The sequence below is a fragment of the Hydrobacter penzbergensis genome (assembly GCF_900106985.1).
In the GTDB taxonomy this organism is placed as follows: Bacteria; Bacteroidota; Bacteroidia; order Chitinophagales; family Chitinophagaceae; genus Sediminibacterium; species Sediminibacterium magnilacihabitans.
The window spans coordinates 62,599-77,400 of record NZ_FNNO01000001.1; the positions used below are offsets into that span (position 1 = coordinate 62,599).

Annotated in this window: 15 protein-coding genes and 1 tRNA gene; 5 read left to right on the forward strand and 11 right to left on the reverse strand. The window is 40.6% G+C overall.

All coding sequences use genetic code 11. From position 1 onward, the window contains the following. Positions 1-47: 47 nt before the first annotated feature. Positions 48-1,547, reverse strand: coding sequence for a histidine ammonia-lyase (gene hutH / locus BLU98_RS00315; RefSeq protein WP_092721265.1), 1,500 nt, complete (start codon positions 1,545-1,547; stop codon positions 48-50). 80 nt (positions 1,548-1,627) lie between these two features. Here hutH and BLU98_RS00320 point away from each other — a divergent pair. Then, positions 1,628-1,701 (forward strand) — tRNA-Arg (locus tag BLU98_RS00320). 198 nt (positions 1,702-1,899) lie between these two features. Here the strand turns inward: BLU98_RS00320 and BLU98_RS00325 are convergent. The 4 genes from BLU98_RS00325 to BLU98_RS00340 all read right to left on the reverse strand — a co-directional run bounded on the left by BLU98_RS00325 (position 1,900) and on the right by BLU98_RS00340 (position 4,336). Beyond that, positions 1,900-2,601 (reverse strand): chitosanase, encoded by a 702-nt coding sequence (locus tag BLU98_RS00325; protein WP_257574600.1) that lies wholly within the window; start codon positions 2,599-2,601, stop codon positions 1,900-1,902. A 455-nt stretch (positions 2,602-3,056) separates the two neighbouring features. Continuing rightward, entirely contained in the window at positions 3,057-3,467 is a 411-nt protein-coding gene (locus tag BLU98_RS00330) for a hypothetical protein (RefSeq protein ID WP_092721266.1), read from the reverse strand. 24 nt (positions 3,468-3,491) lie between these two features. Further along, complete coding sequence (locus BLU98_RS00335) at positions 3,492-3,890, reverse strand: hypothetical protein (RefSeq protein WP_092721267.1); 399 nt, start codon at positions 3,888-3,890, stop codon at positions 3,492-3,494. Positions 3,891-3,919: 29 nt separating this feature from the next. Further along, a complete protein-coding gene (locus BLU98_RS00340; protein WP_092721268.1) occupies positions 3,920-4,336 on the reverse strand; it encodes a response regulator in 417 nt (138 codons plus the stop codon). Positions 4,337-4,933: 597 nt separating this feature from the next. On the opposite strand from BLU98_RS00340, the gene BLU98_RS00345 reads away from it, so the two are divergent. Further along, positions 4,934-5,272, forward strand: a complete 339-nt coding sequence (locus tag BLU98_RS00345) for a helix-turn-helix transcriptional regulator (RefSeq protein ID WP_257574601.1) — start codon at positions 4,934-4,936, stop codon at positions 5,270-5,272. 264 nt (positions 5,273-5,536) lie between these two features. Beyond that, positions 5,537-5,923, forward strand: a complete 387-nt coding sequence (locus tag BLU98_RS00350; RefSeq protein ID WP_092721270.1) for a hypothetical protein — start codon at positions 5,537-5,539, stop codon at positions 5,921-5,923. Between the two features lie 358 nt (positions 5,924-6,281). On the opposite strand, the gene BLU98_RS00355 is transcribed toward BLU98_RS00350, so the two are convergent. Together BLU98_RS00355 and BLU98_RS00360 are read right to left on the reverse strand one after the other, a co-directional pair. Next, positions 6,282-6,854: a hypothetical protein gene (locus BLU98_RS00355; RefSeq protein ID WP_139173796.1), complete on the reverse strand. Its 573-nt coding sequence runs from the start codon at positions 6,852-6,854 to the stop codon at positions 6,282-6,284. A gap of 34 nt (positions 6,855-6,888) precedes the next feature. Then, positions 6,889-7,305 (reverse strand): response regulator, encoded by a 417-nt coding sequence (locus BLU98_RS00360; RefSeq protein WP_092721272.1) that lies wholly within the window; start codon positions 7,303-7,305, stop codon positions 6,889-6,891. A gap of 302 nt (positions 7,306-7,607) precedes the next feature. On the opposite strand from BLU98_RS00360, the gene BLU98_RS00365 reads away from it, so the two are divergent. Both BLU98_RS00365 and BLU98_RS00370 read left to right on the forward strand, forming a co-directional pair. Then, a complete protein-coding gene (locus tag BLU98_RS00365) occupies positions 7,608-8,048 on the forward strand; it encodes a helix-turn-helix domain-containing protein (RefSeq protein WP_092721273.1) in 441 nt (146 codons plus the stop codon). 246 nt (positions 8,049-8,294) lie between these two features. Then, the gene (locus tag BLU98_RS00370) at positions 8,295-8,681 is read left to right on the forward strand and encodes a hypothetical protein (RefSeq protein ID WP_092721274.1); all 387 of its coding nucleotides are present in this window, start codon (positions 8,295-8,297) and stop codon (positions 8,679-8,681) included. A 122-nt stretch (positions 8,682-8,803) separates the two neighbouring features. On the opposite strand, the gene BLU98_RS00375 is transcribed toward BLU98_RS00370, so the two are convergent. From BLU98_RS00375 to BLU98_RS00390, 4 genes are all read right to left on the reverse strand, one after another. Continuing rightward, positions 8,804-9,256 (reverse strand): protein-disulfide reductase DsbD domain-containing protein, encoded by a 453-nt coding sequence (locus BLU98_RS00375; RefSeq protein ID WP_092721275.1) that lies wholly within the window; start codon positions 9,254-9,256, stop codon positions 8,804-8,806. Positions 9,257-9,327: 71 nt separating this feature from the next. Then, positions 9,328-11,829 (reverse strand): zinc-dependent metalloprotease, encoded by a 2,502-nt coding sequence (locus BLU98_RS00380; protein WP_092721276.1) that lies wholly within the window; start codon positions 11,827-11,829, stop codon positions 9,328-9,330. 58 nt (positions 11,830-11,887) lie between these two features. Then, a complete protein-coding gene (locus BLU98_RS00385) occupies positions 11,888-13,354 on the reverse strand; it encodes a TlpA family protein disulfide reductase (RefSeq protein WP_092721277.1) in 1,467 nt (488 codons plus the stop codon). 64 nt (positions 13,355-13,418) lie between these two features. Beyond that, positions 13,419-14,798 (reverse strand): RagB/SusD family nutrient uptake outer membrane protein, encoded by a 1,380-nt coding sequence (locus tag BLU98_RS00390; protein WP_257574603.1) that lies wholly within the window; start codon positions 14,796-14,798, stop codon positions 13,419-13,421. Positions 14,799-14,802 lie beyond the last annotated feature (4 nt).

Sequence of the window (14,802 nt, forward strand, 5' to 3'; positions counted from 1 at the left end):
ATACGTGTTGCTATTAGGGCCACAAAGTTAAGCTTTGCGCCCCAACCTCAGGCAGGCAACGGATAGTTATTGAGGAATGTGATGGTTTGGGCCATATCATTGTGCAATACGCGGTCTTCCTTGTTGAAGCTGACTTCCTTGCGCAGCCCCGCTACCAGATCCTCTACGGGCGTCGAACTGGTAGCCGGCCGTCTAAACTCAAGGGCTTGTGCGGCACTCAGCAGTTCAATAGCCAATACTTTTTCAACGTTATGCACTACGCGCAGGCATTTGGTAGCGGCATTGGCGCCCATGCTCACATGATCTTCCTGGTTATTGGACGAGGAAATACTGTCTACCGATGCCGGCGTACACAATTGTTTATTCTCGCTGACGATACCCGCAGCAGTATACTGTGGTATCATGAAACCGGAATGCAGTCCGGGGTCTTTTACCAGGAATAGCGGCAGTCCACGTTGTCCGCTGATGAGCTGATAAGTTCTTCTTTCCGAAATATTGGCCAACTCACTCATGGCAATGGCCAGGTAATCGAGCGCCAGCGCCAGTGGCTGTCCGTGGAAATTACCGCCGCTTACTATGAGGTCGTCGTCGGGGAATATGTTGGGGTTATCGGTAACGGAATTTATCTCCCGCAGGAATATATTCAACACATGATCAAAAGCATCTTTGGAAGCGCCATGTACCTGCGGTATGCAACGGAAAGAATAAGGGTCCTGCACTTGTTGTTTGGAGCGTTGGCTGATGGCGCTGCCCTGTAAATATTTGCGCAGTTGTGCAGCTGTTGTTACCTGTCCTTTGTGTGCACGCACTGCATGAATGTGTTCATCGAATGGTTCTGTGATACAATCGAAGGCATCGAAAGAAAGGGCGCTTATGAGGTCGGCCATTTGCAGCAGGTGTTCTGCTTTCTTCAAGCAATACAATCCGTAAGCACTCATGAATTGGGTGCCATTGATCAGGGCCAGTCCCTCTTTACTTTGCAGGTGGATGGGTTCCCATTTCAATAGCTGCATTACTGCTGCTGTTTGTTTCTTTACGCCTTCATGGTACACTTCGCCGAGGCCGATAAGCGGAAGGCTAAGGTGACTGAGCGGCGCCAGGTCTCCCGAAGCGCCAAGCGATCCCTGTGTATAGATAACGGGCAGCACATCGTTATTGTACATATCCATCAACCGTTTAACGGTGTCGATCTGCACGCCGCTGTGCCCGTAACTGAGCGATTTGATCTTGAGCATCAGCATCAGCTTAACAATATCACGCGGCACTTCTTCGCCCAACCCGCATGCATGTGAGACCAATAAGTTGTATTGCAGTTGTTCTATTTGCCCGGCGTCGATCTTTACATTCTGCAGGAAGCCAAAGCCGGTATTGATGCCATAGAAAAGGGCGTCTTCGGCGGCCATTTTTTTATCAAGGTATTCGCGGCAGGCGATGATCCTTTCGTGGGCATCAAAGGTGATGGAAACCAATTGGTTGAAATCGAGCAGGTTCTTGACTTGTTGAAAATGCAGCCATTTACTGTCGAGCGGCAAATAGTTATAGCTCATGCAATCATTCGGTTTGGAGCAAAGTAAGGTTTTTTTTACTGGCCTTTTTTTCTTTATTTTGCGCCCGATTCACGTTATCCGGACCGGTAGCTCAGCTGGATAGAGCAGCTGCCTTCTAAGCAGCAGGTCATTGGTTCGAATCCAATCCGGTTCACAGAGTAGGCTCGTTGAAATTTAAATAGTAAGCCAGGGCGAGAACACCCCGGCCTTCTGCACATGAGAAAAAACTATCTTACAATAAATATGTTCAGTTTTCAAAAATAAATTACCCCACCCAAGCCAACGGGCACATTAATTAAAGACAACTAAAACAGAAGTAAGGGGGTATTTGATCCCATCATTTTCATGAAATTTAAAGGATTTCCACGCCATTGGCCGAGAACGCTTGTTGTAAATCCCAGTTATCATTGTTTATTTGCTGTAATAAACAATGTGTACGATATACAGTATTCAACAACAATGGTCTGCGCCCCATGTCGCCCGAAGCCAGCCAATCCTGGCGGGCAGTTAAATAACTTTTGATCCATATTTTTTCATTACCGCCGTATGCCGGTGTGTGTTCTGCAAACCGGTTGCGCAAGAAGGGCAGTATGCCGCCGCTTTGGATGTAGCTGTCGTAAATAACCAGCAAGCTCAAGGGATGGATGAAAAAGTTGGTAGCAAAAAAATTACAGGCGGGTAAATAATATACTGTATCAAAAAACTGGTCTTCTGTTTTCTGCATCACGGGATCCCGGCCTGCTTTGCGAAGCAGGTCGATAAAACGGAGGTCATCCGCCAATGGCGCCACTCCGATCTTTGGCAGGTACTCCTGAAAAGCAGTTGCATATATCCCCTGGTGGGCAATGTAGGCTTCTATAAGCCTGCACAGGTTACCCTGTTCAGTGGTTTGTGTTTTGCCGTAAGTGATCTGCCTGGTATTGTTCTTACCATCGTGAAAAATGGTTACGTTGGCATAATCACCACGTGTGCTGCCGGTTTCAAAAGCGTTGAGTACTGCTTTGATCTTATCCTGAATAGAAGCCGGAACCAACCGATTAACATAGGCATTCATGAAACGAAACTTTATAACACAAAAATCATTTCATTCAGATGTCAACTGTCCCGTTTTGATACAAGCAGGCGTGGATGGAAGCAAAGAGGAATGAATCAGGTGCTAAAAAACGGAATTGGGTAATCTGCGCAAGGTTCGAAATACGATTGGCCCGCCAAAGGGGACAGATAATAAAAAAACGGTCTTTTGTATAGCCGGTCACTAACCCAGCGTTAGAACCGGCTTTTTTTGTTCCTTTATGTATCTATTTCCCTCCTGAGGGATTTAGATACATGAAAGAACCTGCTGCATGATCTCTCTGAAAAAACATGTCCGGGGCAGGCTCTACGGACTTGCCTGTAGCAACATTGACAGCCCCGTTTCGGAACCATTGCGGAAGCAGGTAAAATGATTGTGGATTGGTTGTAAATATTGAGGAATATTTACGGAGTGATTAAAACAAGGCATTGGGCAAGTTAATTTTTCCCCATCATCTTTTTCCTGTTGTATAATTCATAGCTGATTATTCTGGGATACATCAAATTGTATGTCCATTCGTAACCTGCCTGTATGTCGTATTTGTCAAAATACCTTACCCGTATAGAATTGAACAACGGCCAGTCTCCTTCCAGTACTTTTCGCGTCAGGCTGTTAGCAATAACCCGGCTGTCTATCATAATTGAATCTTTTTTGTTGTATAGGGTGAACTTGTCAACGATATTATATACAGCAATAGATGGCTTATTATTGATGGTGTCCTCTAAAATAAATTGATTCTGTAAAAGCGGGTAGGAACGTAATCTTGAACGGTAGCCTGTATCTGCCTGCTGCGCCATGAGGGGGTAATAAACGAATAACGGAACACATAGGAAAAGGCGGTTTATCATATACAGAACATTTAAACATTTCAGCTATATACAAATAGCATTCCTGCTAAGTGTTTCAGATGCCCATAATTTTTCGTTGAGCATGATTGCCAGTGAACGTATTGCAATGTCACAACAATCGTTACTCGTATCAATCGTTGTACGCAGCCGGGCGTCTTTTATTATGTCAATGAGTATGGATACCATCAACCCCTCTACTGATTGAGAATGATCACAAATACGCTTATAACGAACAAATACGTCCCGGCAAACCACAACAATCATCCTTTCATTGTTGCCTGAATGGGCAGGCCATAATGAACAAATACTTTCTTGTATTTCCATCGCAAACAGGCAATACAATAAATCTATTGCTTTGCTGTTATTTTCCAGCTTTAGTTTGAAAATGAAAGACTGTACAGATTGACTATCCTGTATAGGCATAAAAGTTTTTTAAAAAAAAGGGGAACGGATTAAAAAATCTTTAGTTTGGGATGCTCATTGATAAAAACCTGCTTCCCGCTGTACACATCCTTTATTACTCCTATGATTTGGTCGGCATCCATTGAGCGAACTATGTACGCTTTTGCATGAGTTTCTTTGAGCTGGTTTTCAATACTTGCCGAATAAAACATGGTCATCCCAATGAATTGTACATGATTATTATTATTCCCGCGTTGTTGCACTATTTCGTCGATCACATCGAAACCATTGAAGTTTTTGTTTGTTTCGATAATAACTACATGGGGTTTCCAGCTTTCGATCAATTCAACAGCCTTCAGTTTATCAGGTGCAAGCCGTGCCGTTATGCCCGCCTTTTCCAGCAAATAAGACAGCGCATCCATATATTCATAGTTGCTGTCAACCAATAATGTTTTGATTCTATTCATATAACAATAGGTTGGTTATCAATAAAGGCATCCCTCCGCTCCCCCCAAGTCCATTCGTGGGAAACTTCGGGAATGCCCATGTCTGAACAGCGCGTTCAGAAAATATATAATAATGATGATTGGATTTTAATCCCTCCTGTACACCACTGTACAGATGGAGGGGGCTTTTTGTTCTAATGACAGCCTTAACTAATGCATCAAACGATTGCAAAAAATATCAACGAAAATATTGGGATTGTAAGAAAAACCCCTTCCTACTATGTTATAATGAATGAAGGGGAACTAATCAAATGCCGAACCATTAAACTTTATCTTCAATTGCAATTTAGTTCATTTTTTGAGTACACGAAATAAGTGAAACACTTATGAGAGTAAGAACACATAAGAATTAGCAAATTTTCATTCATCCGCCTGTTTATTGTAAAAAACAAAAAAGATAATGCAGAAGTCCACATTTTTTTTGTTAACGGGTAAAAAAATATGGATACTGTATACCAAGTAAGTGAAAACACTTACTTGGTACTACCTTCCGGGTATTGTTTCGTGTTTGGCATAAGAATAGTTTTGCAATCGTTGTTAGTCGTTTTTCCTTATCTCATGTACTTGAACCTGCGTCAATATGACCTTACCTGTTTGCACAAAGCGCGGGAGCTGCTTATCAAAGATTTTCAAAAAAAACATTCCATCCCTGAACTGGCTTCACAGGTTGGCATTAATGAATACAAACTGAAACACGGGTTTAAGCAGATATTCGGGATGCCTGTCATGACCTACCTCCGCACAGAAAGATTAAAGCAAGCAAAAACATTATTGGAGGAAACTAATCTCACCGAAGCGGGCATATCGAAAAAAGTAGGATTTAAAAGTGCCAGCAGCTTTATCAACGCTTTCAAAAAAGAATTTGGGGTTTTGCCTCACACGCTTAGAAAAAGTTAGAGTTTACCACTTAGCAAAATGCTCCCGCAACAATAATTTTCCCATCATAATTTTATATCAACAATTACCCCGGTTTCCGGGGGCTCAATTCTACCCTCTCATTTAGTGGTTCTGATTAGTAGCTTTTCGCTTTAGTAGTTACTATTTATAGTGCTGTATTTTCAATAAGTACAGACTGTAATGATATTTTGTTGGCCAACAAATGCAGGTTAACAACCGCCCTGCAAAAAAACGGTTATCCATTAACGTTTAAAACTTTAAATTATGAAAAGTCTTAAAATCGTATCAGGCATCTTTATCATGCTGGCAATCACAGGGGCTTTATTCGCATTTAACTATAGCGCCAAAAAGGGAGCTATAAAAGTTGAAAAATCGGCTTTTTCCTTAGTAACCTATTCATTTACTACCAGTATCAGCCAACCCTCTCTCACCAGAAGTCAAATAGACGATCAGACCAATTGGACACTATTTACCAGTCCTGATCCTTGCAACCACTTGGGAAGTAAATTGTGTTCTATTAAATTCAACGACACCAACACTACTTTAACACAGGCTTTGGCTCTCATACCTCCAACTCCAAGCGGAGGGTATGTAGATGGTACTATTTATTCCAGCGGTTCTCAAAGTGTTACTATCTATACAAGGTCTTAACATACCTGGTATAAAAAAGGGGGAGCAATCCCCCTTTTTGTCTGCATTACGTTATTATTTAAAATTGGAAACAAAGAAATCTCGAAACCTGTCAACCGTACTCCGCTAAAGGGGACTAATGGCCCTGTTTTACATCACTTTCATCACATCTTCTCTTATTTTCACATTTTAATATACACTATCGTAATTACAATAGTGCTCCCGCTTTGTAATGTATTACCTCTGAAGGGATAACACCACAAAAAGGGACAAACTTTTATGCTAATATTGGAAAATATTTAGGCGATTTATAGTGAAGGCAATGTGGGATGCACCGGGAGTCTTTGAAAATATTCGAAAATATCAGGGATTGATTCAGTCATAAGAACTCGTTATATTTCAGTGTATCGGGTTGCTTGAAAATAAAATAATTATATGCGTCCATCATCTGTTTTTTATCTGGTGCTTTTAACCCATAACTTGTAGAAATAATCATATCGCTGTCTGCATACATCAGATTATAGATTTTTTTTGTAACAAGGTTATATACCTCAAATAAGGGTTTCCCTCTCAAAGAGGGGTTTATCTTGTAAGAAATAAACTGGTCACACTGACAACTATCCACCGGGTTCGCTACTACTGTAGTGTCAAGTAACGCCTCTTTAGACAAATAACGCAGGCGATAACAATAGGTATTACTGCAATCAAAACATTCCGAAAATGTGCCTCTCGAAACATAATATTGCGCTGAATCTGTTTTCATGGCAATTTGGGAGAATTGGTAATTAGTTATGTAATTTCCCGACGTATCAGTGGCCGCCCAAGGCCGGCTAGCGGACAAGATGATCCAATTAATCTTGAAGTCATAACGTTGTTCTACAGGCGTTTGCTCTACTCCCTTTTTGCAACCTAAAACCGGTAATAGGAATAGTGCAATCTTTACTTGTTTCATATTTATACTTCTAAGATTTACATATTTGTTAAAATCAATAAGAAAGAGATTGTTCAACCACGTCTTTATCAATCATTATTTTTCCCTCGTGTACACTTCGAACAATATGGTACATGGTTTCTCTTTCGTAATTACGTATTAGGTATCCTTTTGCTCCTATTTCTTTTAAAGTCGATGCGATATGATCATTGTAAAAAGACGTAACGCCAATAATCTTTATACCGGCGTCATCATTAATGAGTGCTTTCATAAGCTCAAAGGTGTAATATTTTATGTCCATCATTATAATATCGGGGCGCGTTTTGAGATTCTGACAGAATTTCTCTATATCTTCTTTCAGTATGCAATTACCTACAACGGTTATATCACCTTTGTACGCAATAAGATCAGCAAAACCCTCCTTGAAGTGATTGTTGTACATCGACAACAATAGTTTGATTGCATTATCCATAATATAGCGGTTTAGACCAGCAGGTCGTTGTGAATATGGTTTAATCTCACCCCTCTTATACACAATTGTACCGGCAGAGAGGTGAGATTGCCCTATAAACCTTAACCATTATATTATCCTGTTAGCGTCTCAATATATTCAACTTTTGATAATGGTCATAGTGTACAAATCGACTCCATAAAATCATTTAGAATATTTCTAACTGATTTATCTTTTATTGTAAAGAGTGATAAAAAAAATGAAAAAACAGTTCTGGCCTTTGTTAATGGGCAAAAAAATATAGATATTGTATAATAAAGTAAGTGAAAACACTTATTGTACCACTTCTGGGTATTGCCAATTTTTGGAACAATAGTAGTTTTGTAATTGTTGTCAATCGTCTCCTTTATCTCATGCACTTGAACCTGCGCCAATACGACCTTACCTGCTTGCGCAAATCGAAAGAATTGCTTAATAAAAATCTCCAAAAAAAATATACCATATCCGATCTTTCCTCGGTCATTGGCATGAGTGAAACCAAGTTAAAAAAGGGGTTTAAACAAGTGTATGGAATTACAATAGGAGCATATGTACGACAAGCAAAACTCAATAAAGCCAAAGAATTATTGGAACAAACAAAACACTCAGAATCTGTCATCGCCCGAACAGTTGGTTATACAAGTTTCCCATCGTTTGTAAAAGCGTTTACAAAACATTTTAACGAACATCCCCATAGTGTTAGAAAGGCTAAAAAAAACACTTAGCAAAATATGCCTTCTTGAATAATTATTATCTGCTAATTTCACAGTGTTATCAAAACACTCCTGCCCTATCTATTACCATCTGTTTATTGTCTTGGTTCTGATTAGCAGCTTTTCATTCTTGGCGCTATTGTAATACTGTGCTTTCAATAAACACAGCCTATAATGATATTTTGTTGGCCAACAAATGCAGGTTAACAACCGCCCTGCAAAAAAACGGTTATCCATTAACGTTTAAAACTTTAAATTATGAAAAGTCTTAAAATCGTATCAGGCATCTTTATCATGCTGGCAATCACAGGAGCTTTATTTGCATTTAACTATAGCGCCAAAAAGGAAGCTATAAAAGTTGAAAAATCGGCTTTTTCCTTAGTAACCTATTCATTTACTACCAGTATCAGCCAACCCTCTCTCACCAGAAGTCAAATAGACGATCAGACCAATTGGACACTATTTACCAGTCCTGATCCTTGCAACCACTTGGGAAGTAAATTGTGTTCTATTAAATTCAACGACACCAACACTACTTTAACACAGGCTTTGGCTCTCATACCTCCAACTCCAAGCGGAGGGTATGTAGATGGCACTAGTTATTCCAGCGGTTCTCAAAGTGTTACTATCTATACAAGGTCTTAACATACCTGGTATAAAAAAGGGGGAGCAATCCCCCTTTTTGTCTGCATTACGACATTATTCAAAATCGAAAGAAAGGAAAGTTCGAAACCCATCAACTCCACTCCGTTAAAGGTTTATATTCATCATGGTTTCAAGATAAGGTTGAACTTTACTGAGGTTGGGGGCAAGCATAGCTCATTTGTACACACCATATAAACAATGGTTCCGCTCAGATTCGTTTTCGCATTACCCTTTACATGAACGAGCTGAACAAAATCAACCCTTCCCGCATAACGCCAGTCTTCTGTTTTCAAAGACTCGTTTTTGTTTTTTTCCATATTGCCCACCTCCTTCACTTTACCAACTAACTGAACCAGCGGGTTTTTATTGAAGCTTATCTTGGTGGGCATCGGAACAGCAGTTGCGGGTTGGGTTTGTGAGTAAGCATGCCAGCCTTCTTCAAGAACAGCTATCAAATGTATTTCATAAGTCTGATCTTCCTTTTTTGCAACACTGTATTTCCAGCTAACAGGATTTTGCGCGCGCAAACCAAGGTGCAACAGGATAATAAACATGAACAGGCTCCATTTTTTCATAGAAAAATTTATTAATAAATCAATGAATTATTTTCATCTAACGCTTTCCCTGAAGACTGGAGCGTTCCCGGCTACTTTATACCGATATCCAATGCTAGTTTCAGCCTGTCACGCAAATCTGTTAAGTGTATTTTGCTCATTTGATCTTTGTACAAGCCGATGGTTGCAGTTACTTCATTCAGTAATTCCTGAATATGCGCTTTTAAAATGGAAAGTACATCGGTATTTCCCCACATATTGGTATATCGTTTTTCCGGGGTTTCACCAATCTCACTTTGGAGAACAGCCAGTTGCGCAATGTAAGCTTTTTGCAGGTTTCTCCTGTACAGGTCTATTGGTTGGCGTTCCTTGAGTTCACGAAAGATGCCTGCTTTGAGATCTTGTAATAAATCCATTGGTGTATAAGCCTCGGCTGGGTGATTGGCTTCAAAATATAAAAGCGTACCCAAATTATTTAAGGACATCACTGCCGACAACACCTCTTTCTGCAATGGCAGTATTTTGGAGTAACCGTTCGCTTCCACCAAAGCAAAGATATCTTTATTAAAAATCCATTCCGGGGTATTGAACAGTTGTTCTTGTAAAAACCGCACTGCCTCTTTTTGCCTTTCGCGGGGAACAAATTCATATACAGGCCCCGGTTGTTCAATTGTTTTAAATGTGTTCATCTCCGCTCCGATATTTCTGACAACGTGGAAAAGGTAACGTTTGAACTGAGCCATCACTTCTTTCTGCATTTGATACAGTTTCTCATAATTGTTATTGGGCTCGCTGGTCCACTCAATCAGGTGAGACAATACTATTTTCAGGTTCCGGATGCCATAATAGCCTGCTTTCATTGCATTGTCGCCGAGATCTTCTGATTGACAGCGTGGATCATATGTTAATCCCTCATCTCCAAACCATAAGCGTTTGTCCTTACCCGTTCTGTCTATGATCCAGTGGTTCATGAAAGCTTTTTCTGCATCCGGATCTTTAAGATCAGGCAGCCACCGATATCCCCATTCAATAGCCCATTCGTCGTACACCCCTATCCTTGGAAAAATACCTATTTCACCGATGCTGTCTTCCGGTTGCGCTACATAATTAAACCGCGCGTAATCCATAATGGAAGGGGTATGCCCATTGGTTTCCACCCATTTCTTGCTTCGCAAGCTATCGACCGGAACCGTTGAAGAGGCACCGAAATTGTGTCTCAGGCCAAGCGTATGCCCTACTTCATGACTCGATACAAAGCGGATCAATTGCCCCATTAGCGAGTCGTCAAACTCCATTTTTCTTGCCTTAGGGTCAATAGCGCCAGCTTGTATCATATACCAGTCGTGCAACAATTTCGTAACACTATGAAACCAGCCGATATGGCTTTCCAGGATCTCACCTGTTCGTGGATCATTTACCTGTGGCCCGTAAGCATTAGCTGCAGGAGAAGGTTTGTACACAAAAACATTGTGCCGGGCATCATTGATGTTCCATTCCGTATCGTTAACAGGGGCTTCCAGTGCATAAATAGCATGTTTAAATCCGGCTTTTTCAAATACTTTTTGCCAATCGTTCACACCTTGTATCAGGTAGGGTACCCACTTTTTGGGTGTTGTAGGATCTATATAATAAATGATGGGTTTCTGCGGCTCTACCAACTCTCCTTTTTTATACCTTTCAACATCTTCAGGCCGGGGTTCCAGGCGCCAACGTGTAATCATATATCCTCCATCAGCACCGGCCGGTTTATCTAAATCCCGGTAAGCTGTTGCAAAATAACCTACTCTTTCATCAGCGTACCGGGGCCTCATAAGGGTATTAGGCAACAATACCAGGGAACTATTGAGTTCATAAGTGAAAGCATAATCCCCGGACGACACAGGATAAGTTTTTACAGTGCGGATTTCCAGATTCTTAGGGAATGATTGTATTCTCTCAATATACGATCTGTCGGCTTGTAAGGCACCCAGTCGAAGCCTCTTTTTAATCCGCGTATCAAAAAAAAACACATCATTGTCTCCTGCCAGGTAATCAGTCATATCAATTACTATCCCCGCTGAATCCGGTGAGAATGCCTTGATATCAAATGCAGCCGCAATGGTTCGAAACGTCGAAGTCTGTAGTGAACGGTACATGCCATTAGCCGAGCTGTCTTTTGATCTTTCCAGGTAAGACACCAGCCTTATGAACAATTTGTTATTGCCACCTCTGGTAAATTGCACTTCATTTTCTCCAATTTCGTCCCCTGCATAACTCAAAAATTGGTCTATCCGATTTTCTGCTGCTCCCGTACTGATTCGGTTGACAATTAGAAAATCTTTATCTAAGAGAGAATCAGGTATCTCAAAAAAATAGCGATCCTCTACCTTATGTACTTTAAAAAGTCCTTTCGTTGTTATTGCTTTTTCTGTAATTACCTCCTTATACGGCTTTATCTTAGCAACAGTTTTTTTAGCGGTATCAAGTATAGAGGGAGTATTCCCTTTTACTTGCACAGGCGTTACTTTTTTTTGCACCGATGCTTTTTGAAGAAAGCTACAAGAGAACAAAAAAATACAGGCTGTCAATGACAGTAGTTTATTTTTTAATAACATAATAATCTGATTAATTTGCAACTGAAAAATTCTGAAACAATCTGACAGGAACGGGAACTTATTTGGGTGATTGATAATCTTTCTCACGGATCACTACCATTTCCAGTTCCCGTTCTGTTTTGATAATATCCAATCCATAGGGGATCAATGATTTCCTGAGTTTCTCAAAAGGAGCCTGCCCCAGCTCCTGCTCATCGGGCAGCACTATATCAACATTATTTTTGTACTCAGTTTCATCCAGTAAAAGAGTAGAAGTATTTTTGGGGTTAGCAATCATTTGAAGTAATGCGCTTGCGATGCATTCTTTCAAAGGCCTATTATGATAACTAACAAACCTCATTCCATGCACTGTAATAGGCTCTATTTTATAATTATTCCCTTTGGTTTGTGTGGCCAGTTTATCTTCTTTTGTGGTTCGAACAAGAGCAAAGCAAGGTATCTTCACCTTTTCCAATCCGCCTCTCGCTCCATAAAGAGCGCCGAAATAACGATTCAGGTCTTCCAGCATGCATTTTTGTCGTTCTTTTTCGGTTAAACTTATAGGTGTTATTTGTTCGTAACAGACGCGGCTTTTTACGAAATCCTTGTCCATTAGTTCCTTGTCCTTATGCAGGGCATTGAATCCAAAAGTGTATCTCAATGTATCCTTAACAAAAAACGAAAAACCAAGCGTAGATTGGGGGCCATTGTACAAGATGACTTTGCTACTAAAATTTAATAACGACTCTTTGAACAAAGCAGCATATAATTCTATTGCTTCGCGATTCACAAAAGTGTTTCGAATTGTACCAAAAGCACTGTCTTTGATCCCTTCCACTCTTCCTCCCGTCAAAGCTGCATATTCATTATTGTGCGCAGTAAAAAATGAACAGAAAGTCTGTTTAGTATTTGTTTTGGCCAGGAATTGATAATATGGCATTCGCTTATCAAATATGGCAGTACTGTTGTTATCCTTCATATTATAGATGATTTTCCCTGCCAGCAGGTCCCTGATCTTGGATTCATAAGTACTATACTGAGAGCCGCGTACCCTGATAATTCCCTTGCCATCTATCCACACATGGCTGGGGTTACCCATCGGATGCGGGAAAAGCAAGTACATTTTTTTAGCGTTAACAATGGAGGGTAAATCTGGCAATCTAAATCCAGAGTTTTTGAATCGTTCATTTATTTGGTCCTGCGTCTCTTCGCTGTTCACTAAGAATATTTGGATACTGTCTCCAAATGTTTTTTGCAGCCTTTCCATTTCAGGCATCAGTTCAAGACAGGTTCCACAATAGGTAGTCCAAAAATCCAGGATCACGAGTTTTCCCCTGAATTGGGAGAAACGGGTCTTTCCAGTATGATTATTAACGACCATCCCCAAAGGGATATCCGGCATCCTGTCTCCTTCCTTAAGTTCCGCAGCAGTATGCGATTTCTTATAGAAAGCCATATCATCATCTATAGATTGCGAGAATAAAGCAGTTTGAACAAAAATCAAGGAGATGATCAACAACAAATAATATCTGATAATCGATTTCATTTTTTCGTCTTATTATTACTATATCACATTCTTAAATTGATCCATTTTTTATAAATCATATTGTTCAGCGGGGATTTTGTGCAATGCCTGAAAGGTTGATCTCATCCTGGGGTATCAGCATCACTGACCGGAGATCGTTTGGTGGCAGCGAATAAGTAACATTGTTAATAACCCTGGTTAAAGTAATATTGGCGCCTTCCAGGTTCAACCGCCTGATATCGGGCCACCGCAAACAGCGATAGAGTAATTCTTTTCTTCTTTCTGTTAATATTTTATTCTTTGCATCATTGGCATCCGTAGCAGTAAAAGGTACCCAGCTCCCGTTATTTTTCCACCTTTTAATCATCAGGGCATTGAGATCGGTCATAGCGGCATTCATATTTCCTGCCCGGGCATAACATTCTGCCCTGATCAGGTACATTTCATCTGTGGTAATACCATCAAAAGGGAAAAAGGGAACTATTCCCAAATAGCTGCCATAAAACTTGTACGTTCCGTCTCCATTCGGATTGAAAAACAATGTTTTTCTCAGGTCATTATTATCATAAGAATTATAAAGCGTACTGTCAACTATCGCCGTTGGATTCACAAGATTCCCGATTGAAGGATAACTATAATAAATTGTTTCAATATTAAACAGTTGGAAGCTACCGTTTTGCGTATTGTAATCTATTAACGAACTGTATTGTTGCAAACACAGGTCAGCATATTTGCCGGCATTCACATAGTCTCTCATTTCCAGGTAAGTCCTTGCCAATGCTCCGTAAGCCGCCGCCTTGGTAGGCCGCATAGGAACAATACTGGTTGCAGGTAATATATTTGCTGCTATTTTCAGATCATTGGTGATCTGATCATAAGTCTGTTGAACCGTTGAGCGGCTTACTGCTTCCGTAACCCCGGCGCTAAGTTTTAATACGATTCCCAGATCCTTTGCAGCAGAAGATGAATACGGCCGGCAATAGATTTGCGCCAAACGTTCAAAAGCAAAAGCCCGGTAGAACAGCGCAGATCCTTTTACAGTATTCCACAATATAGCGCTGGCACTATCGGTTACAGATATTTTTGGCAAAACATCTAAAACAACATTCGAATAATAAATCGGGTTGGTATATGGACTTTGCCAATTCATTATCGGCGTAGTGGTTGTGGGGCTTCCGTCCCATATGTAATCCAAAGCTTCTTGTTGCAGATCCGGCCATCCCGACATCATACTTTGCCATGTCCCGGTAGTAACATAATAGTTATCGGCAAGGGCTTCAATTAAACCAGGAGTTTCACCCCGACTGGTACGAGCATTATTATCCAGTATCGCCTGAAGATCGGTTAAGGAGGAAGGAACCACCTGTGATTTCAGTGGCTTTTTATCCAAGTATTTGGTGCAGGAACAAAGGCTTAATATCAGCAGCCCAATACCATATATTACTTTATTGATCTTGAGTTTCATTGTT

Bases quoted from the DNA above. Each gene is read 5' to 3' on its own strand.
- BLU98_RS00345 (WP_257574601.1), top strand. From the start codon at position 4,934: ATGTACTTGAACCTGCGTCAATATGACCTTACCTGTTTGCACAAAGCG.
- BLU98_RS00330 (WP_092721266.1), bottom strand. From the start codon at position 3,467: ATGATAAACCGCCTTTTCCTATGTGTTCCGTTATTCGTTTATTACCCC.
- BLU98_RS00350 (WP_092721270.1), top strand. From the start codon at position 5,537: ATGAAAAGTCTTAAAATCGTATCAGGCATCTTTATCATGCTGGCAATC.
- BLU98_RS00390 (WP_257574603.1), bottom strand. From the start codon at position 14,798: ATGAAACTCAAGATCAATAAAGTAATATATGGTATTGGGCTGCTGATA.
- BLU98_RS00355 (WP_139173796.1), bottom strand. From the start codon at position 6,854: ATGAAACAAGTAAAGATTGCACTATTCCTATTACCGGTTTTAGGTTGC.
- BLU98_RS00385 (WP_092721277.1), bottom strand. From the start codon at position 13,354: ATGAAATCGATTATCAGATATTATTTGTTGTTGATCATCTCCTTGATT.
- BLU98_RS00360 (WP_092721272.1), bottom strand. From the start codon at position 7,305: ATGGATAATGCAATCAAACTATTGTTGTCGATGTACAACAATCACTTC.
- BLU98_RS00325 (WP_257574600.1), bottom strand. From the start codon at position 2,601: ATGAATGCCTATGTTAATCGGTTGGTTCCGGCTTCTATTCAGGATAAG.
- BLU98_RS00380 (WP_092721276.1), bottom strand. From the start codon at position 11,829: ATGTTATTAAAAAATAAACTACTGTCATTGACAGCCTGTATTTTTTTG.
- BLU98_RS00370 (WP_092721274.1), top strand. From the start codon at position 8,295: ATGAAAAGTCTTAAAATCGTATCAGGCATCTTTATCATGCTGGCAATC.
- BLU98_RS00340 (WP_092721268.1), bottom strand. From the start codon at position 4,336: ATGAATAGAATCAAAACATTATTGGTTGACAGCAACTATGAATATATG.
- BLU98_RS00335 (WP_092721267.1), bottom strand. From the start codon at position 3,890: ATGCCTATACAGGATAGTCAATCTGTACAGTCTTTCATTTTCAAACTA.
- BLU98_RS00375 (WP_092721275.1), bottom strand. From the start codon at position 9,256: ATGAAAAAATGGAGCCTGTTCATGTTTATTATCCTGTTGCACCTTGGT.
- hutH (WP_092721265.1), bottom strand. From the start codon at position 1,547: ATGAGCTATAACTATTTGCCGCTCGACAGTAAATGGCTGCATTTTCAA.